The organism is Sphingomonas abaci, from assembly GCF_014199625.1.
In the GTDB taxonomy this organism is placed as follows: domain Bacteria; phylum Pseudomonadota; class Alphaproteobacteria; order Sphingomonadales; family Sphingomonadaceae; genus Sphingomonas; species Sphingomonas abaci.
Genome location: NZ_JACHNY010000005.1, coordinates 282,797 through 306,912, shown reverse-complemented (window position 1 = coordinate 306,912; position 24,116 = coordinate 282,797). Strand labels below are relative to the sequence as shown.

Here is a 24,116-nt window from a genome sequence, read left to right as displayed (position 1 = left end):
TCCTAGCGCGGGCGATCCGACTGGGAAACCGCTTCGATACCAATTTGCGTATTGAGATACGGTCGGAAAGCGGCGAGCACCGCTTCGTACAAGGCGCGCTTGAACGGCACCACCAGGCGCGGCAGCTCCGCCGGATCGATCCAGCGCCAGCTACGGAATTCGGGATGCGGCGTGGCGATGTCGATATCGCCGTCCTCGCCCAGGAAGCGGAACAGGAACCAGCGTTGCCGCTGCCCACGCCACTTGCCCTTCCACACCTTGCCGATCAAGTCCTCCGGCAGGTCGTAGAAGAACTCCTGGTCGGGCGCGGCGATGAATTCCACCATGTCGCTGGCGACGCCGGTCTCCTCCCAGAGTTCGCGGGTCGCGGCGGCGAGCGGGTCCTCGCCGGGATCGATCCCGCCTTGCGGCATCTGCCAGGCCTCCAGCGTCGAATCCATCCGCTGTCCGACAAAGGCGCGGCCGTGGCGGTCGATCAGCATGATGCCGGCACAGGGGCGATAGGGCAGGGCGGTCATGCCCGTGCTCCTTCCGCTTCGACGATGGCGGCTCTCAAGGCGTCGACATACCCGGCAACGTCGGCGACGCTCGACGGGATGGCGCGGCGGAGCTGGAGGAAGCCGTGGAGGGTGCCTGCCGCTTCGCGATAGGTGACGGGGACGCCCGCCACGGCCAGCGCCGCGGCATAGGCGCGGCCCTGGTCGCGGATCGGGTCGAGCCCGGCGGTGACGATCACCGCCGGCGGCAGGCCCGCCAGGTCGTGGAGCAGCGGCGAGGCGCGGCGGTCGGCCGGATCGGGTGCATAGGACTGGCCGAACCAGCGCATCGTGTCGCGGGTCAGCAGATAGCCGTCGGCGAACAGGTCGGCGGAGGGATAATCGCCGACCATGTCGGTCGCCGGATAGAGCGGCGCCTGGACCAGCACCGGCACCGCCGCCGGTGCGTCGCGCAGCGCCAGCGCGGTGACAATGGTCAGATTGCCACCCGCGCTGTCGCCGCACAGCACCAGGCCGGTGACGGCGAGGCCGAGTGCGTCGGGGCTGCCGGCGATCCAGCGGGCAGCCGCCTCGCAATCCTCGGGCGCGGCGGGCCAGGCATGTTCGGGGGCGAGGCGATAGTCGATCGCGACCACCGGCAGGTGGAGCAGGCGCGCCAGTTCCGCGCACGGGCTGTTGTAGCTGGCGATGTCGCCGACCACCCAGCCGCCGCCGTGCAGGAACAACAGCACGGGGCCGGGCCCGCGCGTCTCCTGCGCGTCGTAGAGTCGGGCGGGGATCGGCCCGCCGGGGCCGGGAATGGCGAAGTCCCGCACCGTCGCCAGCGGCGGGGCGGGCAGGTCGGCGACGCCCTGCATCGCTCGCACCAGTCCCCGCGCTTCGGCCGGGGCGAGCTGGTGGAGCCGGGGACTGGGGGTGGATTCCAGATACTCCAGGAACTTGGCGACGTCGGGTCGGACGAAGGGCGTCTCGGTCATGATCCTCCGAAGGGGCTTGGGCCAGGCGATCGGCACCCTAATTAGGGGGCGTGATCCCCGTCGTCCATCATCCCGCCTATGTCACCGAGGCGCCGGCCCGCTCCACCTATCGCTGGGGCAAGAACGGTGCGATCCGCGATCTGCTGCTGGCGGAGGGCGGGCGGGTCGAATGGCATCAGCCCGAGGCGATGCCGGTCCGCTGGCTGGAGGCGACGCACGATCCCGATTATGTCGCCGAGGTGCTGGAGGCGCGCGTGCCGGCGGCCAAGACGCGGCGGATCGGCTTCCCGGTGACGGAGGTGGTGGCGCGGCGCGCGGCGATGGTGCCAGGCGGGACCTGGGCCGCGGCGACGCTGGCGCTGGCCCGGGGCTTCGCCGCCAACACGGCTGGGGGCAGCCATCACGCGTTGCACGATACGGGTGCGGGCTATTGCGTGTTCAACGACCTGGCGGTGGCGGCGATCCGGCTGGTCGAGGAACGCGCCGTCCGGCGTCTCCTGATCGTCGATGTCGACGTCCATCAGGGCGACGGCACCGCCGCGCTCACTGCCGGACGGCCGGAGATCGCGACCTATTCGATCCATGCCGAGAAGAACTTCCCGGCCCGCAAGGCGCGCTCGACGCTGGACGTGGGCCTGCCCGACGGCGTGGGGGACGACGAATATCTGGCGACGCTGGAGCGGACGCTGTCGCCGCTGCTCGACGATCATGGGCCGGATCTCATCCTCTACCAGGCAGGCGTCGATCCGTTCGCCGGGGATCGGCTGGGGCGGCTGGCCCTGTCGCTGGATGGACTGGCGGCGCGCGAGCGACTGGTCGCCGGCCTGGCGAAGCGGCGGGGCGTGCCGCTCGCGACGACGGTCGGCGGCGGCTATGGCGACGACGTGCTGGCGATCGCGCGCCGGCACGTCGATTCGATCCTGACCCTTGCCGAGGCGCTGGGCTGATCGGTCAGGTCAGCGAGGATTTGCGCGGGATCGTCTCCTGGTCCGGCTGGCCCTTGTCGAGCGTGTCGGAGGGTCGCCGGGCATCGCCGTCGCGCTGATGCTCGGTGGAGAGGTTGGGGTCCTTCGTGTCTTGGGTCGGCTTGATCGGGTCGTCCATCGCCTGGCTCCTTCAGACGGTCCAACCGCCCGCCCCCGTGCGGCGTTCCGCTGGACGGTCAAGAGGGGAGGTGACGAACCCGCTCGCCTCCGTCTAAAGCGGCGGCATGACCGAGCTTCCCAAGACCTTCGACCCCGCCGACATGGAATCCCGCTGGTATCGGCATTGGGAGGAGAATGGCCTGTTCCGCCCCGACCGGCCGGGCGCGGAGCCCTGGACGATCGTCAACCCGCCGCCCAACGTCACCGGCAGCCTGCATATCGGCCACGCGCTCGACAACACGCTCCAGGACATTCTGACCCGCCATGCCCGACTGAAGGGCCGGGATGCGATGTGGGTGGTCGGCACCGACCATGCCGGCATCGCGACGCAGATGGTCGTCGAGCGCAACCTGGCCAAGGACGGGCAGAAGCGCACCGCGATGGGCCGCCAGCGCTTCGTCGAGAAGGTGTGGGAATGGAAGGCGGAGAGCGGCGGCGCCATCACCCGCCAGCTCCGTCGCCTGGGCTGTTCGATGGACTGGGCGAACGAGCGGTTCACGATGGACGAGGGCTTCTCGGCCGCCGTGATCAAGGTGTTCGTCGAGCTGCACCGCCAGGGCCTGCTCTATCGTGACAAGCGGCTGGTCAATTGGGACCCGGGCCTGGGCACCGCGATCAGCGACCTGGAGGTCGAAACGCGCGAAATCCAGGGCAAGTTCTGGCACCTGACCTATCCCCTGGCGGACGGCAGCGGCACCATCTCGGTCGCCACCACCCGGCCGGAGACGATGCTGGCCGACATGGCGGTGGCGGTGAACCCGGAGGACACGCGGTACACCGCGCTGGTCGGCCGACAGGTGCGCCTGCCGATCACCGGCCGGCTGATCCCGATCGTGGCGGACGAACATGCCGACCCGGCGCTGGGTTCGGGCGCGGTGAAGATTACGCCGGGTCATGACTTCAACGATTTCGAGGTCGGCCGCCGCGCCGGGATCGAAGCGCGCGACATGCTCAACATGCTCGGCGCGCGCGGCGAGATCGTGCAGACCGCCGACAAGCTGGTCCCCGACGAACTGATCGGCCTGGATCGGGCGGACGCGCGCAAGCGGATCGTCGCGCTGCTGGAGGAAGCCGGCGCGCTGGAGCGGGTCGAGGATCGGGTGATCCAGACCCCCTATGGCGACCGCTCGGGCGTGGTGATCGAACCCTGGCTGACCGATCAATGGTATGTCGACGCCCAGACGCTGGCGCAGCCGGCGATCGCGGCGGTGCGCGATGGCGATATCCAGCTTGTCCCGAAGAGCTGGGAGAAGACCTTCTTCAACTGGATGGAGAATATCCAGCCCTGGTGCGTCAGCCGCCAGCTCTGGTGGGGCCACCAGATCCCCGCCTGGTTCGACGGCGAGGGCAGGGCCTATGTCGCCGAGACCGAGGAGGAGGCGCAGGCGCAGGCGGGCGAGGGCGTGGCGCTGATCCGCGATCCGGACGTGCTCGACACCTGGTTCTCCTCGGCGTTGTGGCCGTTCGCGACGCTCGGCTGGCCGAACGACGCGGACCCGACGCTGGGCGGTCGCTACCCCAATGACGTGCTGATCTCCGGCTTCGACATCCTGTTCTTCTGGAATGCGCGGATGATGATGCAGGGGATGCATTTCCTGAAGGAGGTGCCGTTCCGCAAACTCTATCTGCACGGGCTGGTCCGCGCCGCCGACGGCGCCAAGATGTCCAAGTCCAAGGGCAACACGGTCGATCCGCTCGGCCTGATCGACACCTATGGCGCCGACGCGCTGCGCTTCTTCATGGCGGCGATGGAAAGCCAGGGCCGCGACATCAAGATGGATGAGCGCCGGGTCGAGGGCTATCGCAACTTCGCCACCAAATTGTGGAACGCCGCCCGCTTCGCGCAGGGCAATGGCATCGGCGGTTCGTCGACGCTGGAGCCGCCGGCCGCGACCCATGCGGTGAACCAGTGGATCATCGCCGAATGCGTCGCGACGGTGCAGGCGGTCGACCTGGCGCTCGCCGAACTGCGCTTCGACGCGGCGGCGAACGCAATCTACCAGTTCGTCTGGAGTCGCTTCTGCGACTGGTATCTGGAGCTGATCAAGGGCCAGATCGACGACGAGACCAAGGCGGTCGCGGGCTGGACGCTCGACCAGATCCTGGCGCTGCTCCACCCGTTCATGCCCTTCATCACCGAGGAATTGTGGCATGGCCTGGCCGAGCGCGAGCATGACCTGATCGTCGGCCACTGGCCGCAGCCCGATGCGCGCAGCCTGAACCCGGAGGCGAGCCGCGAGATCGACTGGCTGATCCGCTTGGTCTCGGAGATCCGCGCCGCGCGGACCGAGCTGAACGTGCCGCCGGGCGCGCGCCTGCCGCTCCACGTCCGCGACGCGGGCGAGGAGACGCAGGCGCGCCTCGCGCGGCAGGCGGCGGTGCTGGCGCGACTGGCGCGCGTCGACCTGATCGCGGGCGGCGCGGAGGAGCCGAGCGGCGGCGCCGCGCAGGTGGTGGTCGACGAGGCGACCTTCGTCCTGCCGCTCGCCGGCGTCATCGACCTGGAGGCCGAGCGCGCCCGCCTGACCAAGGCGATCGCCGCAGCGGCGAAGGAGCGCGACGCGCTGGCCGGCCGCCTGAGCAATGCCAGCTTCGTCGAGCGCGCCAAGCCGGAAGCGGTGGAGAAGGCGCGCGCCGATCACGCCGACAAGGATGCCGAGGCGACCCGGTTGCAGGCGGCGCTGACGCGGCTGGGCTAGCCCCAAGCGTTCCACATATCCCGTTCCCCGGCGAAGGCCTGGGCCCAGTCGGGGGACGATGATGGTGACGGGCAGCGCTCCGTCACTACAAGCTTCCCATCTGGGCCCCGGCCTTCGCCGGGGAACAGTGTAGGGTAAGAAGGGGCAAACTCGCCCCCCTCACGCGGAGCGATCCTTACCCCGCCGCCGACACCGCCCGTTCGTCGATCCGCCGGAGCATCGCCGCGAATTGCGCGAGTTCCTCCGGCTGGAAGGCGGAGAAGATCCGACGCTCCAGCTCGATCGCCTTGGGCGCGACCGCCGCGTAGAGCGACTCGCCCTCGGGCGTCAGTCGCAACAGGTGCGACCGGCGATCCTCCGCGTTGGGCGTCCGCGCCATCAACCCGCGCTCGACCAGCGCGATCGCGGCGCGGCTGACGGTCACCTTGTCCATCCGCGTCCGCACGCCGATCGCGGCCTGGGTGATACCGCCCGTTTCCGCCACGACCGTCACCAGCCGCCATTCCGGGATCGAGAGCCCGAACAGCGACTCATAGGCGCGTGCGATCGTGTCGCTGACCAGGTTCGAGGTGAAGGACAGACGATAGGGGAGGAAGTCGTCCAGGACGAGAAGCGGCGTGGTCATGGCCGAAGCGTAACCGTTGACATCCCCCGCGCAAAGACGGATGTTGGTATCAACGGATACCAGTTTGGGTGCGAGAGGATAGCGACGATGGACCATATGGACGTCAACCCGATGGGGCTGGACGGATTCGAGTTCTGCGAGTTCACGTCGCCTGATCCCGACCGCATGGCCGCCCAGTTCGAGCAGCTCGGCTTCGTCGTCGCATCGCGTCATCCGACCCGCGACGTGGTCCGCTACAAGCAGGGCCGCATCAACCTGCTGCTCAACCGCATGGCCGAGGGCCAGGCCGCCGATTTCCGTCGCGATCATGGCCCGTCGGCGAACGGCATGGCGTTCCGCGTCGCCGACGCCAAGGGGGCGTTCGACGCGGCTCTGGCGCGCGGGGCGAAGGCCGCCGACGCGTCGGCCAGCGCGCTGGGCGCGGGAGCCTATGTGCTCCAGGGCATCGGCGGCTCGCTCCTCTATCTGGTCGACCGGCACGGCGCGGCCGGCACGCTCTACGACGACTGGCAGGCGGAACCCGGCGCGGCCGAGGCGGAGGCGGCCAATTCGGTCGGGCTCGACCTGCTCGACCACCTGACGCACAACGTCCGGCGCGGGCAGATGCGGACCTGGTCCGCCTTCTACAATCAGATTTTCGGCTTCGAGGAGCAGAAGTACTTCGACATCAAGGGCAAGGCGACCGGCCTGTTCAGCCAGGCGATGATCGCGCCAGACAAGGCGATCCGCATCCCGCTGAACGAGAGCCAGGACGACAAGAGCCAGATCGAGGAGTTCATCCGCGACTATAATGGCGAGGGCATCCAGCACCTGGCCCTGACCACCGACGACATCTATGCGACCGTCGAGAAGCTGCGCGACCGCGGCGTGCGGTTGCAGGACACGATCGAGACCTATTACGAGCTGGTGGACAAGCGCGTGCCCGGGCATGGCGAGGACCTGGATCGGCTGAAGAGGAACCGCATCCTGATCGACGGCGACGTGCAGGAAGAGGGCATCCTGCTCCAGATATTCACCGAGAACATGTTCGGCCCGATCTTCTTCGAGATCATCCAGCGCAAGGGCAATGAAGGCTTCGGCAACGGCAATTTCCAGGCGCTCTACGAGAGCATCGAGCTGGACCAGATCCGCCGCGGCGTGGTGACGGTGGACGCCTGATCGCGGCGCTTCCATCGTCCTCACAAAGGGATCGTTGCGGAACCCACCTACGACCCCGGTCTTTGCCGGGGTGGTAGGTGGAGCGAATCGGATGCAGACCTTGGCGGCGACCGCTTTCCCTCAGTCGTCGCGCAGGGACAGGAGGATGCGATGACCGGATACCGGACGGACGAGGGCTATATTGCCGGCTTCGGCAATCATGTCGCGACGGAAGCGATGGCGGGGGCGCTGCCGATCGGGCGCAATTCGCCGCAGCGGCCGCCCTTCGGCCTCTATGCCGAGCAAGTGTCGGGCACCGCCTTCACCGCGCCGCGTCACGAGAACCGGCGCTCCTGGCTCTACCGGATGCGGCCGACCGCCGAGCATCCCGCCTATCGTCCCTATCCGGGTGCGATGCGATTCGTGCGGGACAGCGGCGCCACGCCGCTCGCCCCCAACCGGCTGCGCTGGGACCCGATCGTCGCGACCGGCGCGCCGGTCGACCTGATCGACGGCATGACGACGATGCTGGTCAACCGCCCGCCCGAGGATTTGGAGGGCGTGGCGCTGCACGTCTATGCGGCCGGCAGGGATATGACCGACCGCGTGTTCGTCGATGCGGACGGCGAACTGCTGTTCATCCCGCAGGACGGGCGACTGGAATTGCGGACCGAGCTTGGCCGGCTGATCGTCGCGCCGGGGCAGATCGCGCTGGTGCCGCGCGGCATACGCTTCCGCGCCCTGCTGCCCGATGGCGCCGCACGCGGCTATGTCGCGGAGAATCATGGCGCGCTGTTCCGGCTGCCCGATCTGGGGCCGATCGGCGCCAATGGCCTCGCCAACCCGCGCGACTTCGAGACGCCGGTCGCCTGGTTCGAGGACCGCGACACGCCGACCCAGGTGGTGCAGAAGTTCATGGGTTCGCTCTGGACCATGACGCTCGACCACAGTCCGCTCGACGTGGTCGCGTGGCACGGCAATCTGGCGCCGTGGCGCTATGACCTGTCGCGGTTCAACACCATCAACACGGTCAGCTTCGACCATCCCGATCCGTCGATCTTCACCGTGCTGACCTCGCCCAGCGACGTTCCTGGCCGCGCGAATGCCGACTTCGTCATATTTCCGCCGCGCTGGACGGTGGCGGAGGACACGTTCCGGCCGCCCTGGTTCCACCGCAACGTCATGTCGGAGGCGATGGGCCTGATCACCGGTGCCTATGACGCCAAGGCCGAGGGATTCCAGCCGGGCGGCCTGTCGCTGCACAATCTGATGGCCGGGCACGGCCCCGACCTGGCGAGCTGGCAGGGCGCGTCGAACGCGGAGCTGAAGCCGCAGAGGATCGGCGGCACCATGGCCTTCATGCTGGAAAGCTGCTGGCCCTATCACCCCACCGACTTTGCGCTGGCCCACAGCCAACTCGATTACGACGCGGTCTGGGGGGACTTCCCCAAGGCGGTGCTGCCGCGCTGATCCGGCTTCGCTGGTCCGGACCTCAATCGGCACGGTCCCAGGCGGCCGGGTCGAGCCGCTCGCGCAGGAAGGCGATGAAGGCGGGCACCGTCGGCGGCACCATCGTCTGGCGGGTGTGGACGGCATGGATGCCGACCCGGCTCGATCCCTCCCAGTCGGGCAGCACCCGGACCAGCCGGCCGTCGTGCAGCGCATCGCCCACGTCCCAGAGCGACCGCAGCGCGATGCCCATGCCCGACAGAGTCAATTCGCGGACCAGCTCGCTGCTGTTGGTGCCGACATGGCTTTGCCGGTCGACGACACCGTAGCGATGGCCGTTCAGCAGCCGCCAGGGCAGCTGGCCCTCCGCCGCCAGCAGGCGATGCGCGGCGAGATCGTCGATCGTGGCGGGCGTGCCCGCGCTCGCCAGATAGCCAGGCGCGGCGCACAACACGCGGCGGCTGTCGCCCAGCCGATAGGACTCAAGGCTGGCGGGAATGTCCGACGCGATGCGGATCGCGCAGTCGACCCGCGCCGCCACCAGGTCGACAAAGCCGTCGGACAGGTCGACCGACAGGCTCAACTGCGGATAGCGTCGAAGGAACGCGGGCAGCAGCGGCGCGATATAGAGACGGCCGAACGATGTCGGCGCGGAGATGCGAAAGGGCCCGGATGGCGTATCGAGCCGGCCGCTGACCCGAACCTCCGCTTCGTGGAGCTGAGCCTGGATATGCTGCAAGGCGATGTGGAAGCGCTCGCCCGCCTCGGTCAATGCGAACCGGCGCGTGCTGCGATGGATCAGTTGCGCGCCCAGCCGCTGTTCCAGCTTGCCGATCCGCCGCGACGCCATGGTGGCCGAAACCCCCAGCGTACGGCCGCCCGCCGACAGGCTGCCGTGCCGGGCCGCCGCGACGAACAGATCATAGTCCGGATCCATCATCATTCATTCCCCAGACGAACGACTGCATCGACATATTGGCGTCTACTGAAAAGGTGCGACGATCCGTATACCGGGCGGCGAGGAGCAGACAATGAGCGATATGCAGACACGACACGGCGGACTGTCCATCGATTTGCCGCTGGCGACGTTCCTGGAGGAGCACGCGCTGCCCGGCAGCGGCATCGATCCCGCCCGCTTCTGGTCGGGCTTCGCCGCGATCCTGGATCGGTTCGCACCCGAAAACAGGGCGTTGCTCGCCGAGCGCGACCGCATGCAGGCGGCGCTCGATGACTGGCACGGTGCCCATGCCGGCGCCCCGATCGACCAGGCCGCGTATCAGCGATTCCTGCGCGACATCGGCTATCTGGTCGACGCGCCGGAGCGCTTCACGATCGATCCGCACGGTGTCGACGCTGAGGTGGCGCGGATCGCCGGGCCGCAACTGGTCGTGCCGATCCTCAACGCGCGCTTCTTGCTCAACGCCGCCAATGCCCGCTGGGGCAGCCTGTACGACGCGCTCTACGGCAGCGACGCGATCGCCCCCGTTCCGACCGGCGGCGGATACGATCCGGCGCGCGGCGGGCAGGTGATCGCCTGGGCCAGGGCGTTGCTCGACACGGCGGCGCCGCTGTCGGAGGGGTCCTGGGCCGACTGGACGGGCGACGCGCCCGGGCTGGCGGACCCGGGGCAGCTGGTCGGGCGATCCGGCGACAACTGGCTGCTCCGCCACCACGGCCTGCATATCGAATTGGTGATCGACCGCGACCATCCGATCGGCCGCGACGATCCGGCGGGGCTGGCCGATATCCTGCTGGAATCGGCGCTGACCACGATCTGCGACCTGGAGGACTCGGTCGCGGCGGTCGATGCGGCGGACAAGGTGCAGGCCTACGCCAATTGGCTGGGCCTGATGCGCGGCGACCTGGTCGAGACGTTCGAGAAACAGGGGCGGCAGTTGACCCGCCGGCTGGCCGCGGATCGCGCCTATCGGGACGTGGACGGGCGGCCCTTTACGCTGAAGGGCCGCAGCCTGCTGTTCGTCCGCAATGTCGGCCATCTGATGACCACGCCCGCGGTGCGGCTGGCCGATGGCGGGGCGGCGCCGGAGGGGATCGTCGATGCGGTCGTCACCAGCCTCATCGCGCTCCACGACCGCAACGGCGCGCGCGCGAACAGCCGCGAGGGATCGATCTATATCGTCAAGCCGAAGATGCACGGGCCCGCCGAGGCGGCGTTCAGCGACCGGCTGTTCGACGCGGTCGAGGATCTGCTGGGGCTGGACCGCCACACGATCAAGATCGGCCTGATGGACGAGGAGCGCCGCACCTCCGCCAATCTGGCGGCGTGCATCCATGCGGTGCGGCACCGGATCGTCTTCATCAACACCGGCTTCCTCGACCGCACCGGCGATGAGATCCATTCCGCCATGCACGCCGGCCCGATGATCCGGAAGGGCGCGATGAAGTCGGCCGCCTGGATTGCCGCCTATGAGGATCGCAACGTGCAGATCGGGCTGGCCAGCGGGTTCGCCGGGCGCGCGCAGATCGGCAAGGGCATGTGGGCCGCCCCCGACCGGATGGCCGAGATGCTGGAGCAGAAGGTCGCGCATCCCCGCGCCGGCGCCACCACCGCCTGGGTGCCTAGCCCGACCGCCGCGACGCTGCACGCGACCCACTACCACCGGGTCGATGTCGCCGCGCGCCAGGCGGCGCGGTCGGCCGAGCCGGTGGCCGCGCTGGACCAGTTGCTGACGCCGCCGGTCGCGGTCGACCGCGACTGGGACGCGGCGGCGATCGCCGAGGAACTGGACAACAACGCGCAAGGGCTGCTCGGCTATGTCGTGCGCTGGATCGACCAGGGGATCGGCTGCTCCAAGGTGCCCGACATCCATGACGTGGGTTTGATGGAAGATCGCGCGACGCTGCGCATTTCGTCGCAGCATATCGCCAACTGGCTGCTCCACGGCATCGTCACCCCGGAGCAGGTCGATGCGGCGCTGGCGCGGATGGCGGCGACGGTCGATGTCCAGAATGCAGGCGACCCGCTCTACCGGCCGATGGCGGGGCGGGCGGAGGAGAGCATCGCGTTCCAGGCGGCGCGCGCGCTGGTGTTCGAGGGATGCGCGCAGCCGAATGGCTATACCGAGCCGCTGCTCCACCGCTTCCGCGCCGAGGCGAAACGGCGCGGTTGACCGGGCCCGAGGTGCATTCTGGGTCGTTGCCGCCGGATGATGATGCGATGGTGCGTGACGGCCGCCCTGCTGCTCGGCGGATGTGCGGGACTGGGCGGGACGGAGCGGTTCGCCGCGCCCGCCCCGCCGTTCGAGCCCGCACGCTTCTTCGCGGGCGTCAGCCATGGCGAGGCGCGGCTGAAGATCCTGTTCCGGCCCCCGCAGCAGGTGATCGTCGACAGCGTCGGACGGATCGGGCCGGACGGCGTGCTGCGTCTCGACCAGCGCATCCGTCAGGGCGACGCAGCGGTGCGTGCGCGGCGCTGGCGCATCCGGCCTGACGGGCCGGGGCACTATACCGGCAGCCTGACCGATGCCGAGGGTCCGGTCACCGGCGACGTGGAGGGCAACCGGCTGCATCTGCGGTTCCGCGCGCGGGGCGGGCTCGATACGGAGCAGTGGCTGTTCCTCGAACCCGGCGGGCAAGTGGCGCACAACCGCATGGTGGTGCGGAAATTCGGGCTGACCGTAGCGGTGCTGGACGAGGTGATCCGCCGCGTAGCCCCGCGGTCAGAACCGGCGGCGGACCGATAGCGCACTGGTGCGCGGGCGCACCGGCGTGATCTGCTCGCCGAGCGCGATCGAGAAGGGATTGCCGAAGGCGAAGCTGTTGGCGCGCGTATCGAAGAGATTGTCGATTCCCAGCCGGAGCGTCCAGTGCCCACGCGTCGCGGTGAGGCTGGCGGCGGTCAGCGTCACCGCCTGGCTTTGACGGTCGAGGCCGGGGTCGAAGCTCAGCCGTGCATTGCCGACGAAGCTGGCGCGCGCGCCCAGCTCGATCGCCCAGTCGCCCTGGTCGAAGCCATAGGCGACCTCGCCATGCGCGCTGACATCGGGCACGACCGGCAGTCGGCGGTCCGGATTCTCCACCGTCACCACGCCCGAGCCGATCCGCGCACGCTGGAGCAGCAGGCCGGTGGCGATCGTCCAGCGCCGGTCCGGCCGCCAGCCCAGGGTCGTGTCGATGCCGGTATTGTTGGCGAAACCGGCATTGCGCGTGATCACCAGCCCATCGCTGCGCAGGAAGTCCGCCTGCACGTTCGACCAGCGCGTGGTGAACAGTCCCAGGTCGAGCGACAGCCCGGTGGCGGGATGCTGCCAGCGCAGGCCCAGATCGATCGCGCGCAACGTATCGGCCCGGTACCGGGTCGGCTGATCGGTCGGCCGCACCGCCGCCTGGATGCCGCCGGGCCGGAGGGCGGAGGCAATGCGCGCGAAGAGCAGCAGCCGGTCGTTGGCCTGCCAGGCCAGCGCCGCGCTGGGGCTGGCGCGCAGTGATGCGCGATCGGCGGCGGCGTCGCTCGCCACTTCGCGCCGTTCATCGGCCACCGCCGAGCGGAACAGCCGCACGCCCAGCGTGCCGCGCAGGTCGTGGCTGATCCGGTAGGTCGCCTCGCCGAACAGGGCCGCCTCGATGACGCTGCGGCGGAAGCGCAGGATGCGCAGCGTGTCCGCGCCCGGCGCGATCAGGTCGCCCGCCGCGTCGGTATCGGCGACCAGCAGCGAGGCGCCGGCCAGCCAGTCGACCGGTCCATCGGTTCGCGCGGCGCGCAGTTCGGCGTTGGTCACCTCGTAGCGGCGATCGTCGCGATAGGTGGCCGGTGCGGTGCCGCCGAGCAGCGTGGCGCGCGCCGAGGCGTCGTAGCGCACGTCCAGTTCCTGGCGCGCGGTGCTGACCACGCCTGTGACCTTGAACCCGGCGAGCGGGCCGGTGGCGGTCAGGCTGGCGATGCGGATATTGGTGTCCTGCGGCTCGGGCAGGCGGAGACCACGCGACAATTGCCCACGCCGCTCCACATATTGGCTGTCGGCGATGCGCGACCCCTGGGCGACGCCGACCAGGTCGACCGTCCAGTCGCCGGCCGGCCGCGCCCGGATCGCGATGCGACCGCCGCTGCTTTCGCCGCGATTGACGTTGGGCCCGCGCCCGACCTCGTCGATCCAGCCCGACTGCCCGACGCGATAGGCGACCAGCCGCACCGCCAGCCGGTCGGAGAGGACGGGAACATTGGCCATCACGTCCGCGGCACCCTGCATCCCGCCATGCGCGGTGCTGCCGATCCCGAGGCGGATCGCGCCGTCTATCTGGTCCAGCGCCGGCTTTTCGGGCACCAGTCGATAGACGCCGCCCAGCGCGCCGGTGCCGTAGAGTGGTCCCTGTGGTCCCTTCAGCAATTCGACCTGCGCCATGTCGATCAGCCGCAGGTCCGGGTCCGGCGCGTCATAGGTCAGACGCGCCTCGTCCAGCTGAACGCTGACGCTCGACTGGCCGAAGCCGTCGAACGGGCTATCGCCGATGCCGCGCAGGAACAACCGGTCGCGCCCCGAGCCCAGATTGGTGCTCGACAGGCCGTTCAGGATCGTCGCGACGCCGCCCGCATCGGGCGCGTCGCCGATCGCCGCCAGGGTGCGGGTATCGGCCACCGACAGCGCCAGCGCGGCGCGGCTGACGGGTTCCGACTGCTTGGTGGCGGTGACGATGATATCGGGACCGGGCGGAGGATCGATCGACTGGTCGACCGTCACCGGCGGCGCTTTGCGACCGGCTTCGATCCGCCAGGCACCCGGTCCGGCCGGTTTGGCGCGCAGGCCGGTGCCGTGCAACATGTGGCGCAGCGCCGCCGCGACCGACAGCGTCCCCCGCACGGGCCGGACCCGCACCATGGCCAGCGACCCCGGCGCGCCGATCGCCGCGCCGGATTGTTCCGCCAGCACCTTGATCGCGGCGGACAAAGGCGCGGCGGGGATGTCGATCGCGACGGTCTGCGCGCTGGCGGGCGCGGCACAAGCGGCCATGATCGCCAGGCCGGCGCGTGCCCCCCATGTCACCCCGCGCCTGCGCATATCCCCGGTCGTCGCCCTTTCGCCGGGTTGCATAGCCGCGCGCGGGGCGTCGGGCCAGCCATGGGCTCAGTCGAAGGCGGTCGGCAGCGCAGGGTCGCGGTGGTGGGCGAACATCAGGCGCAATTGTGCCGGCAGAACCCGACCCGTCGACAGATCGTCCGGCAGCGCGTTCTCTTCGAACCAACCGATTTCGGACGTCTCGATCGATGGCGTCGCCGCGCCGCCCAGCAGGTCGCAGAGGAAGAAGGCCTTGGCGCAGGAGAAGACGGCAGGGCCGTGACCCTGCCGCGTCCGGTCCCACAGGGCGACCAGCTTGCGCGTCCGGACCCGGTAGCCGCTTTCCTCGTACACTTCCTTCACGACATTTTCGGCCGGGGTCAGGTTCACGTCCGCCCAGCCACCGGGCAGCGTCCATCGGCCATGATCGGCGGTCTCGCGCACCAGCAGCAGCCGGCCGTCCGCATCGAATACCGCGCCGCGCACGTCGAGCTTGGGCGTGGCATAACCCGTCTCGCCGTCGAACAGCGCGGCGATCGCGTCGACGGGCGTATCGCTGCCCGTCGCCATGATCCGCGCCGCGAGGTGGCGCAGCGCCTCGTAGCGCTCACGATCATAGGGGTCGCGGGTGAAGGTGAGGCCGGTCTGCGCCGTCGCCTGGATCTCGCGCGCCCAGGCCAGCCATTGGGGTTCGGTGCCGGACATGCCTGTCGCTCCTGCCATGGAAGATGGCCGCCTCCTGCCGCGTCGGGTGCGGGTGGGCAAGGGGTGGTCGGTCCAGTGGTGCGGACCGGCAAAAGTGGGGAAAGGGGTGGAGATGGGGCCAAGAAAAAGGGCGCCTCCTTCGCAGGAGACGCCCCATTCCGTTCCCGATCCCGGATCAGGATCAGTCGTTCAGATACTCGCCGGCATCCGCGTCGGTGCCGCTGCCAGAGGGCACGACCTCGGCGAGCGGGTCGGGACCCGTGCCGGTGTCGTCGCGACGGCTGCGCTTCTCCTCAGCGGCGCGAAGCTCCGCGGCCGAGACCGGCGCGACGATCGCCGCCGATAGCGCGCGCTGCTGCGCCCGGAGCGCCGCGTCGCGGCTCGACGCCGCCACGCGCAGGCGGTTCATGCCCGCACCGGTACCCGCCGGGATCAGGCGGCCGACGATGACATTCTCCTTCAGGCCCATCAGCGTGTCCTGCTTGCCCTGGACCGCCGCCTCGGTGAGGACGCGGGTGGTCTCCTGGAACGACGCCGCCGAGATGAAGCTGCGGGTCTGCAAGCTCGCCTTGGTGATGCCGAGCAGGACCGGCTTGCCCTGCGCCCGCGCCTGGCCCGGCTCCAGCTTGTCGTTGGTCGCGTCCATCTCCTCGCGATCGACCTGCTCGCCCTTCAGCAGCGTGGTGTCGCCACCATCGGTGATCTCGACCTTCTGCAGCATCTGACGAACGATCGTCTCGATGTGCTTGTCGTTGATCTTCACGCCCTGGAGACGATACACTTCCTGGATTTCCGCCACCAGGTACTCGGCCAGCGGCTCGATCCCGAGCGTCTCCAGAATGTCGTGCGGGTTCGGCGAACCCCCAATCAGGTTGTCGCCGCGCTTGACGTAATCGCCTTCCTGGACGTCGATCACCTTCGACTTGGGCACCAGATACTCGACGACCTCGCCGCCATCCTCGGGCTGGATGCCGATCTTGCGCTTCGCCTTATAGTCCTTGCCGAACACGACCCGGCCGGAAACCTTGGCGATGATCGCCGCTTCCTTGGGGATGCGTGCCTCGAACAGCTCGGCGACGCGCGGCAGACCGCCGGTGATGTCGCGGGTCTTGGCGGACTCGCGGCTGACACGGGCAAGCACGTCGCCGGCCTGGACCTGGGCATTGTCCTCGACCGACAGCACCGCGCCCGGCGCCAGCATGTAGCGGGCCGCCTCGCTCTCGTCCGCGCCCGTCAGAGTCAGGCGGGGACGCAGATCCTCCTTCGACTTGGTGGAGGTGCGGTACTCGATGACGACGCGCTGGGCGATGCCTGTCGCTTCGTCGGTCTGCTCGGTCAGCGTCTTGCCTTCGATCAGGTCCTGATACTTCACGACGCCCGAATTCTCGGTGATCACCGGCATGGTGAACGGATCCCATTCGGCCATGCGATCGCCCTTGGTCAGCATGTGACCGTCGTCGAACAGCACATAGGCGCCGTAAGGGATCCGGTGCGTCGACAGCTCGCGGCCGTCCATGTCGACGATCGCGATCTCGCCCGAGCGGCTCAGCGTCACGCGGCGGCCACGCTGGTCGGTGATCAGGCGCAAGTCGCGGAACTGGGCGGTGCCGTCGACCGGCGCCTCCAGGTTCGACTGCTCGTTGAGCTGCGCCGCGCCACCGATGTGGAAGGTGCGCATCGTCAGCTGCGTGCCCGGCTCACCGATCGACTGCGCCGCGATGACGCCCACCGCTTCGCCGATGTTCACCGGCGTACCGCGCGCCAGGTCGCGGCCATAGCACTTGCCGCAGACGCCGATCTTGCTCTCGCAGACCAACGGCGAGCGGATCTTCATGCCCTGGATGCCGATCTTCTCGATCTGCACGATCATCGCCTCGTCGAGCAGCGTGCCCGTCGGGATGACGACCGCACCGGTCTTCGGATCGACCACGTCCTCGGCCGTGGTGCGGCCCAGGATGCGCTCGCCGAGCGACGCGATGGTCGAGCCGCCCTGGACGATCGCCTTCATCTCGAGCGCACGCTCGGTGCCGCAATCCTCCTCGATGATGACGCAATCCTGCGACACATCGACCAGGCGGCGGGTCAGGTAGCCCGAGTTCGCCGTCTTGAGCGCCGTGTCCGCCAGGCCCTTGCGGGCGCCGTGGGTCGAGTTGAAATATTCAAGGACGGTCAGGCCTTCCTTGAAGTTCGAGATGATCGGCGTCTCGATGATCTCGCCCGACGGCTTGGCCATCAGGCCGCGCATACCCGCGAGCTGCTTGATCTGCGCCTGCGAACCACGGGCGCCGGAGTGCGCCATCATGTAGATCGAGTTGATGTCCTTCTCGCGGCCGGCCAGCGGGCCGTCCTCGTGTCGGCGCACCGCCTTGATCTCGTTCATCATCGAGTTGGCGACCTGGTCGCCGCAGCGGCTCCAGGCGTCGATCACCTTGTTGTACTTCTCCTGCTGCGTGATCAGGCCGTCCTGATACTGCTGCTCGAAGTCCTTCACCTGCTCGCGCGTCTCGTCGACCAGCGCGTCCTTGTCGGGCGCGATGATCATGTCGTCCTTGCCGAACGAGATGCCGGCGCGGAACGCGTGGCGGAAGCCCAGCGCCATGATCGCGTCGGCGAACAGCACCGTCTCCTTCTGGCCGGTGTGACGATAGACCTCGTCGATCACGTCGCCCACGTCCTTCTTGGTCAGCAGGCGGTTGACGGTGTCGAACGGCACCTTGTGGCTCTTGGGCAGGCACTCGCCGAGCAGCATGCGACCCGGCGTCGTCTCGTAGCGCTTGAGGTACTGGTTACCCTGCTCGTCGGTCTGCGGAACGCGGCTGACGACCTTGGTGTGCAGCGTCACCGCGCCGGCGAACAGCGCCTGGTGCACTTCCTCCATGTCGGCGAGCATCATGCCTTCGCCGGGCTCGCCTTCCTTCATCATCGACAGATAATAGAGGCCGAGCACCATGTCCTGCGACGGCACGATGATCGGCTTGCCGTTGGCGGGTGACAGGATGTTGTTGGTCGACATCATCAGGACGCGCGCTTCCAGCTGCGCTTCCAGCGACAGCGGGACGTGCACGGCCATCTGGTCGCCGTCGAAGTCGGCGTTGAACGCGGAGCAGACCAGCGGGTGGAGCTGGATCGCCTTGCCCTCGATCAGCACCGGCTCGAACGCCTGGATGCCCAGACGGTGAAGCGTCGGCGCGCGGTTCAGCATGACCGGATGCTCGCGGATCACCTCGTCCAGGATGTCCCAGACTTCCTTGCGCTCCTTCTCGACCCACTTCTTCGCCTGCTTCAGGGTCATCGACAGACCCTTGGCGTCGAGGCGCGCGTAGATGAACGGCTTGAACAGCTCGAGCGCCATCTTCTTGGGCAGGCCGCACTGGTGCAGCTTCAGCTCCGGACCGGTCACGATGACCGAACGGCCCGAATAGTCGACGCGCTTGCCGAGCAGGTTCTGGCGGAAGCGACCCTGCTTGCCCTTCAGCATGTCGGACAGCGACTTCAGCGGACGCTTGTTGGCGCCGGTGATCGTGCGGCCGCGACGGCCGTTGTCGAACAGCGCGTCGACCGCCTCCTGCAACATGCGCTTCTCGTTGCGGACGATGATGTCCGGCGCGCGCAGCTCCATCAACCGCTTCAGGCGGTTGTTGCGGTTGATGACGCGGCGGTACAGGTCGTTCAGGTCCGACGTCGCGAAGCGGCCGCCGTCCAGCGGCACCAGCGGGCGCAGCTCGGGCGGGATGACCGGCACGACCTCGAGGATCATCCACTCCGGACGGTTGCCCGACTCCAGGAAGGACTCGACGACCTTCAGGCGCTTGATGATCTTCTTGGGCTTCAGCTCGGACTTGGTCGTCGCCAGCTCTTCCAGCAGGTCACGCTTCTCGCCCTCCAGGTCGAGGTTCTCGAGCATGATGCGGACGGCCTCGGCGCCGATGCCGGCCGAGAAGGCGTCCTCGCCATACTGGTCCTGCGCATCGAGCAGCTCGTCCTCGGTGAGGAGCGAGTATTTCTCCAGCGGCGTCAGGCCCGGCTCGATGACGATATAGGCTTCGAAGTAGAGCACGCGCTCGAGCTGCTTCAACTGCATGTCGAGCAGCAGGCCGATGCGGCTCGGCAGCGACTTCAGGAACCAGATGTGCGCGACCGGCGCGGCGAGCTCGATATGGCCCATCCGCTCGCGGCGGACCTTCGACACCGTGACTTCGACACCGCACTTCTCGCAGACGATGCCCTTGTACTTCATGCGCTTGTACTTGCCGCACAAGCACTCATAGTCCTTGATCGGGCCAAAGATGCGCGCGCAGAACAGGCCGTCACGCTCGGGCTTGAACGTGCGGTAGTTGATCGTCTCCGGCTTCTTGATCTCGCCGAACGACCAGGAACGGATCTTGTCGGGCGACGCGATACCGATCTGGATCTGGTCGAAGGTTTCCGGCTTCGCGAGCGGATTGGCGAAATTGGTCAGTTCGTTCATGATTTCAGTCCCTCTAGGGGTAGCTTTCCGGGCGGGGAGGGCGGGGCGCTGCCAAGGCGGCAGCGCCCACGATCCTTATTCCGCCGCCTCGGCCAGCCCGTCGTCCTGCGCGTCTTCCATCGACTTGAGGTCGACGTTGAGGCCGAGCGAGCGCATTTCCTTGACCAGCACGTTGAAGCTTTCGGGGATGCCGGCCTCGAACGTGTCGTCGCCCTTGACGATCGCCTCGTAGACCTTGGTGCGGCCGACCACGTCGTCCGACTTCACGGTCAGCATCTCCTGCAGCGTGTAGGCCGCGCCGTAGGCCTGGAGCGCCCAGACCTCCATCTCGCCGAAGCGCTGGCCGCCGAACTGCGCCTTGCCGCCCAGCGGCTGCTGGGTGACGAGCGAGTACGGCCCGATCGACCGTGCGTGGATCTTGTCGTCGACCAGGTGGTGCAGCTTCAGCATGTAGATGATGCCCACCGTGACCTTGCGATCGAACTTGTCGCCGGTGCGCCCGTCGAACAGCTCCGACTGGCCCGACTGGTCGAGACCCGCCAGCGCCAGCATGTCGGTGACGTCCTTCTCGACCGCGCCGTCGAACACGGGGGTGCCCATCGGCACGCCGGTACGGACGTTCTGGACCAGCTCGGCCAGCTCCTCGGGCTCGCGCGACGCGATGTCGTCGGCATAATGCTCGCCATACACTTCGAGCAGGCGACCCTTGACGGCGTCGGGCATCTCGCCCGCCTTGGCGTCCGGATTGGCTTCGCGCCACTCCTCGAGCTGCGCCGCGACCTGCATACCCAGGTTGCGGGCCGCCCAGCCGAGATGCGTCTCGAAAATCTGACCGACGTTCATGCGCGACGGCACGCCCAGCGGGTTCAGTACCAGATCGACTGGCGTCCCGTCGGCGAGGAACGGCATGTCCTCCTGCGGCAGGATGCGGCTGATGACGCCCTTGTTGCCGTGACGGCCGGCCATCTTGTCGCCCGGCTGCAGCTTGCGCTTCACCGCGACGAAGACCTTGACCATCTTGAGCACGCCCGGCGGCAGCTCGTCGCCCCGCTCCAGCTTCTCGCGACGGTCGTGGAACTTGTCGGTGATCAGCTTGGCGGCTTCGTCATACTGCTGCTTGACCGCTTCCAGGTCGCTCTGGCGCGCGTCGTCCTGCACCGCGAACTTCCACCACTCATGACGGTCGACGCTGTCCAGCATGTCCATGTCGATGACCGAGCCCTTCTTCAGGCCCTTCGGCACGGCGGTCGCGACCTGGTCGAGCAGCATCTCGCGCAGGCGGCTCCAGGTCGCCCGGTTGAGGATGGTACGCTCGTCGTCCGAGTCCTTCTTCAGGCGCTCGATCTCCTCGCGCTCGATCGCCATCGCGCGCTCGTCCTTGTCGATGCCGTGACGATTGAAGACGCGGACGTCGACGATCGTGCCGGCCACGCCCGGCGGCAGACGCAGCGACGTGTCGCGCACGTCGGACGCTTTCTCGCCGAAGATGGCGCGGAGCAGCTTCTCTTCCGGCGTCATCGGGCTTTCGCCCTTCGGCGTGATCTTGCCGACCAGGATGTCGCCCGGCTCCACCTCGGCACCGACATAGACGATGCCCGCCTCGTCGAGGTTGCGCAGCGCTTCCTCGCCGACGTTGGGGATGTCGCGGGTGATGTCCTCCGGCCCCAGCTTGGTGTCGCGGGCCATCACCTCGAACTCGTCGATATGGATCGACGTGAACACGTCGTCCTTCACGATCCGCTCGCTGATGAGGATCGAGTCCTCATAGTTGTAGCCGTTCCAGGGCATGAACGCGACCAGCGCGTTGCGGCCCAGCGCCAACTCGCCGAACTCGGTCGACGGGCCGTCGGCGATCACGTCACCGGCGTTGACCACGTCGCCCACCTTCACCAGCGGACGCTGGTTGATGCAGGTCGACTGGTTCGAGCGCTGGAACTTCATCAGCGTGTAGATGTCGACGCCCGACTTGCCGGCATCGACCTCGCCGGTCGCGCGGACGACGATGCGCGACGCATCGACCTGGTCGACAATGCCGGCGCGCTTGGCCGAGATCGCCGCGCCCGAATCGCGCGCCACCGTCTCTTCCATGCCGGTGCCGACGAACGGCGCTTCGGCGCGGACCAGCGGCACCGCCTGGCGCTGCATGTTCGAGCCCATCAGCGCGCGGTTGGCGTCGTCATTCTCCAGGAAGGGGATGAGCGAGGCCGCGACCGACACAAGCTGCTTCGGCGACACGTCCATCAGCGTGATCTGGTCGGGCAGCGCCATCAGGAACTCGCCGCCCTGACGGGCCGACACCAGATCCTCGGCGAACGCGCCTTCCTCGGTCAGCGCCGCCGACGCCTGAGCGATCGTGTGCTTGGCCTCTTCCATCGCCGACAGGTAGACGACCTCGTTGGTCACCTTGCCGTCGATGATCTTGCGGTACGGCGTCTCGATGAAGCCGTACTTGTTCACCCGGCTGAACGAGGCCAGCGAGTTGATCAGACCGATGTTCGGGCCTTCCGGCGTCTCGATCGGGCAGATGCGGCCATAATGGGTCGGGTGAACGTCGCGAACTTCGAAGCCCGCGCGCTCGCGCGTCAGGCCGCCCGGCCCGAGCGCCGACACGCGACGCTTGTGCGTCACTTCGGAGAGCGGGTTGGTCTGGTCCATGAACTGCGACAGCTGCGACGAACCGAAGAACTCGCGCACCGCGGCGACCGCCGGCTTGGCGTTGATCAGGTCGTTCGGCATTACCGTCGACACGTCGACCGATGACATGCGCTCCTTGACCGCACGCTCCATGCGCAGCAGGCCAACCCGGTACTGGTTCTCCAGCAGCTCGCCCACCGACCGCACGCGGCGGTTGCCGAGATTGTCGATGTCGTCGATCTCGCCCTTGCCGTCCTTCAGGTCGACCAGCGTCTTGACCACCGCCAGGATGTCCTCGGTACGCAGCGTCGTCACCGTGTCCGGGCAGTCGAGGTCGAGGCGCATGTTCAGCTTCACGCGACCCACGGCCGACAGATCGTAGCGGTCGGGATCGAAGAACAGGCCGGCGAACAGCGCCTCGGCCGTCTCCAGCGTCGGCGGCTCGCCGGGGCGCATCACGCGATAGATGTCGGACAGCGCCTGCTCGCGCTCCTCGGCCTTGTCGGCCTTCAGTGTATTGCGGATCCAGGGACCGGTGGCGACATGGTCGATGTCGAGCAGCTCGATCGTGTCGACGCCCGCCTGGTCCAGCTTTTCGAGATTCTCGGCGGAGATTTCGTCGCCGGCCTCGACGTAGATCTCACCCGTGGTCTCGTTGATGAGGTCATAGGCGGAATAGCGGCCGAAGATCTCCTCGGTCGGGATCAGCAGCTCGGACAGACCGTCCTTGGCCGCCTTGTTCGCGGCGCGAGGGCTGATCTTCTGGCCGGCGGCGAACACCACCTCGCCCGAGTTCGCATCGACGATGTCGAACATCGGCTTGGCGCCGCGCCAGTTCTCGACCTGGAAGGGGATCTTCCAGCCGCCGTCGCCGCGCACGAAGGTGAGGCGGTTGTAGAAATAGTTGAGGATCTCTTCCGAGTTCATCCCCAGCGCATAGAGCAGCGCCGTGACCGGCAGCTTGCGCTTGCGGTCGATACGCACGTTGACGATGTCCTTGGCGTCGAACTCGAAGTCGAGCCACGAGCCCCGATAGGGGATGACGCGCGCGGCGAACAGGTACTTGCCCGAGGCATGGGTCTTGCCCCGGTCATGGTCGAACAGCACGCCCGGGCTGCGGTGCATCTGGCTGACGATGACGCGCTCGGTGCCGTTGATGAAGAAGGTGCCGTTCTCCGTCATCAGGGGCATGTCGCCCATGTAGACGTCCTGCTCCTTGATATCGATGACCGACTTGGCCTCGGTGTCGGGATCGACCTCGAACGCGGTCAGGCGCAGCGTGACGCGCATCGGCGCGGCATAGGTGATGCCCCGCTGGCGGCATTCCTCAACGTCGAACTTCGGCGGCTCGAGGACATAATCGTCGAAATCGAGATAGGCGGTGCCGGCGAAGTCCTGGATCGGGAACACGCTGCGCAGCGTCTTCTCCAGGCCCGAGACGTGGCCGGTGGCCTTGTCCGAGCGCAGGAACTGCTCGTAGCTCTCGCGCTGCACCTCGATCAGGTTCGGCATCTGCACCACTTCATGGATGTTGCCGAAAACCTTGCGGATGCGCCGCTTGGCGGTGCCGCCCTTGTGCTCGCGCCGGGCGGAGCCGCCGTCGATCGCCTTGGTTGCCATGTCTCGTTCGTGCCTCGTCAGCCAGAAATGCGGGCGCGGTTGCCTTGGACGGAAAAAAGCCGATCGCATGGTGATGCGTCGGCTTCAGCGTCCAAGAACCAGCAGTCTCCTATTCGTAACGACACGCTGCGCGACGGCATGTCCTATCC

Annotated in this window: 15 protein-coding genes; 6 read left to right on the top strand and 9 right to left on the bottom strand. The window is 68.1% G+C overall.

Features of this window, described 5'->3' with window-relative positions; translation table 11 throughout:
• Positions 1-2: 2 nt before the first annotated feature.
• Positions 3-518 carry an RNA pyrophosphohydrolase gene (locus GGQ96_RS13640; RefSeq protein WP_184115646.1) on the bottom strand — a complete coding sequence of 172 codons (516 nt, stop codon included), beginning with the start codon at positions 516-518 and terminating at the stop codon, positions 3-5.
• Complete coding sequence (locus tag GGQ96_RS13635; protein WP_184115644.1) at positions 515-1,474, bottom strand: alpha/beta hydrolase; 960 nt, start codon at positions 1,472-1,474, stop codon at positions 515-517. Before GGQ96_RS13635 ends, GGQ96_RS13640 begins: the two co-directional genes overlap by 4 nt.
• Positions 1,475-1,524: 50 nt before the next feature.
• On the opposite strand from GGQ96_RS13635, the gene GGQ96_RS13630 reads away from it, so the two are divergent.
• Positions 1,525-2,421 (top strand): arginase family protein, encoded by an 897-nt coding sequence (locus GGQ96_RS13630; RefSeq protein WP_184115642.1) that lies wholly within the window; start codon positions 1,525-1,527, stop codon positions 2,419-2,421.
• A 4-nt stretch (positions 2,422-2,425) separates the two neighbouring features.
• Here the strand turns inward: GGQ96_RS13630 and GGQ96_RS13625 are convergent, their stop codons facing one another.
• Entirely contained in the window at positions 2,426-2,578 is a 153-nt protein-coding gene (locus GGQ96_RS13625; RefSeq protein ID WP_184115640.1) for a hypothetical protein, read from the bottom strand.
• Positions 2,579-2,684: 106 nt separating this feature from the next.
• Between GGQ96_RS13625 and GGQ96_RS13620 the strand changes: the two genes are divergently transcribed.
• Complete coding sequence (locus tag GGQ96_RS13620) at positions 2,685-5,318, top strand: valine--tRNA ligase (RefSeq protein WP_184115638.1); 2,634 nt, start codon at positions 2,685-2,687, stop codon at positions 5,316-5,318.
• Between the two features lie 175 nt (positions 5,319-5,493).
• On the opposite strand, the gene GGQ96_RS13615 is transcribed toward GGQ96_RS13620, so the two are convergent.
• Entirely contained in the window at positions 5,494-5,943 is a 450-nt protein-coding gene (locus GGQ96_RS13615) for a MarR family winged helix-turn-helix transcriptional regulator (RefSeq protein WP_184115630.1), read from the bottom strand.
• A gap of 87 nt (positions 5,944-6,030) precedes the next feature.
• On the opposite strand from GGQ96_RS13615, the gene hppD reads away from it, so the two are divergent.
• Both hppD and hmgA read left to right on the top strand, forming a co-directional pair.
• On the top strand, positions 6,031-7,101 hold the full coding sequence (gene hppD, locus GGQ96_RS13610; RefSeq protein ID WP_184115628.1) for a 4-hydroxyphenylpyruvate dioxygenase: 1,071 nt from the start codon (positions 6,031-6,033) through the stop codon (positions 7,099-7,101).
• A 150-nt stretch (positions 7,102-7,251) separates the two neighbouring features.
• Entirely contained in the window at positions 7,252-8,550 is a 1,299-nt protein-coding gene (hmgA, locus tag GGQ96_RS13605) for a homogentisate 1,2-dioxygenase (protein ID WP_184115626.1), read from the top strand.
• Between the two features lie 22 nt (positions 8,551-8,572).
• Here the strand turns inward: hmgA and GGQ96_RS13600 are convergent, their stop codons facing one another.
• Positions 8,573-9,469: a LysR family transcriptional regulator gene (locus GGQ96_RS13600; RefSeq protein WP_246360555.1), complete on the bottom strand. Its 897-nt coding sequence runs from the start codon at positions 9,467-9,469 to the stop codon at positions 8,573-8,575.
• A gap of 91 nt (positions 9,470-9,560) precedes the next feature.
• On the opposite strand from GGQ96_RS13600, the gene GGQ96_RS13595 reads away from it, so the two are divergent.
• Together GGQ96_RS13595 and GGQ96_RS13590 are read left to right on the top strand one after the other, a co-directional pair.
• Positions 9,561-11,660: a malate synthase G gene (locus GGQ96_RS13595; protein ID WP_184115622.1), complete on the top strand. Its 2,100-nt coding sequence runs from the start codon at positions 9,561-9,563 to the stop codon at positions 11,658-11,660.
• Between the two features lie 54 nt (positions 11,661-11,714).
• Positions 11,715-12,233 (top strand): DUF3833 family protein, encoded by a 519-nt coding sequence (locus GGQ96_RS13590; protein WP_184115620.1) that lies wholly within the window; start codon positions 11,715-11,717, stop codon positions 12,231-12,233.
• Here GGQ96_RS13590 and GGQ96_RS13585 read toward each other — a convergent pair.
• The 4 genes from GGQ96_RS13585 to rpoB form a co-directional block, all read right to left on the bottom strand.
• Positions 12,210-14,543: a TonB-dependent receptor gene (locus GGQ96_RS13585; protein ID WP_184115618.1), complete on the bottom strand. Its 2,334-nt coding sequence runs from the start codon at positions 14,541-14,543 to the stop codon at positions 12,210-12,212. The two genes, GGQ96_RS13590 and GGQ96_RS13585, sit on opposite strands and share 24 nt — an antisense overlap.
• Positions 14,544-14,609: 66 nt before the next feature.
• Positions 14,610-15,245, bottom strand: a complete 636-nt coding sequence (locus GGQ96_RS13580) for an NUDIX hydrolase (protein ID WP_184115616.1) — start codon at positions 15,243-15,245, stop codon at positions 14,610-14,612.
• Between the two features lie 181 nt (positions 15,246-15,426).
• A complete protein-coding gene (rpoC, locus tag GGQ96_RS13575) occupies positions 15,427-19,713 on the bottom strand; it encodes a DNA-directed RNA polymerase subunit beta' (RefSeq protein ID WP_184115614.1) in 4,287 nt (1,428 codons plus the stop codon).
• Positions 19,714-19,788: 75 nt separating this feature from the next.
• Positions 19,789-23,967, bottom strand: a complete 4,179-nt coding sequence (gene rpoB, locus GGQ96_RS13570; protein WP_184115612.1) for a DNA-directed RNA polymerase subunit beta — start codon at positions 23,965-23,967, stop codon at positions 19,789-19,791.
• Between the last annotated feature and the right edge of the window lie 149 nt (positions 23,968-24,116).

Excerpts from the sequence above, each read along its gene's own strand:
- GGQ96_RS13620 (WP_184115638.1), top strand. The coding sequence starts at position 2,685 with ATGACCGAGCTTCCCAAGACCTTCGACCCCGCCGACATGGAATCCCGC.
- GGQ96_RS13615 (WP_184115630.1), bottom strand. The coding sequence starts at position 5,943 with ATGACCACGCCGCTTCTCGTCCTGGACGACTTCCTCCCCTATCGTCTG.
- GGQ96_RS13595 (WP_184115622.1), top strand. The coding sequence starts at position 9,561 with ATGAGCGATATGCAGACACGACACGGCGGACTGTCCATCGATTTGCCG.
- GGQ96_RS13640 (WP_184115646.1), bottom strand. The coding sequence starts at position 518 with ATGACCGCCCTGCCCTATCGCCCCTGTGCCGGCATCATGCTGATCGAC.
- rpoC (WP_184115614.1), bottom strand. The coding sequence starts at position 19,713 with ATGAACGAACTGACCAATTTCGCCAATCCGCTCGCGAAGCCGGAAACC.
- GGQ96_RS13585 (WP_184115618.1), bottom strand. The coding sequence starts at position 14,543 with ATGCGCAGGCGCGGGGTGACATGGGGGGCACGCGCCGGCCTGGCGATC.
- GGQ96_RS13635 (WP_184115644.1), bottom strand. The coding sequence starts at position 1,474 with ATGACCGAGACGCCCTTCGTCCGACCCGACGTCGCCAAGTTCCTGGAG.
- hppD (WP_184115628.1), top strand. The coding sequence starts at position 6,031 with ATGGACCATATGGACGTCAACCCGATGGGGCTGGACGGATTCGAGTTC.
- hmgA (WP_184115626.1), top strand. The coding sequence starts at position 7,252 with ATGACCGGATACCGGACGGACGAGGGCTATATTGCCGGCTTCGGCAAT.
- GGQ96_RS13580 (WP_184115616.1), bottom strand. The coding sequence starts at position 15,245 with ATGTCCGGCACCGAACCCCAATGGCTGGCCTGGGCGCGCGAGATCCAG.
- rpoB (WP_184115612.1), bottom strand. The coding sequence starts at position 23,967 with ATGGCAACCAAGGCGATCGACGGCGGCTCCGCCCGGCGCGAGCACAAG.
- GGQ96_RS13600 (WP_246360555.1), bottom strand. The coding sequence starts at position 9,469 with ATGATGGATCCGGACTATGATCTGTTCGTCGCGGCGGCCCGGCACGGC.
- GGQ96_RS13625 (WP_184115640.1), bottom strand. The coding sequence starts at position 2,578 with ATGGACGACCCGATCAAGCCGACCCAAGACACGAAGGACCCCAACCTC.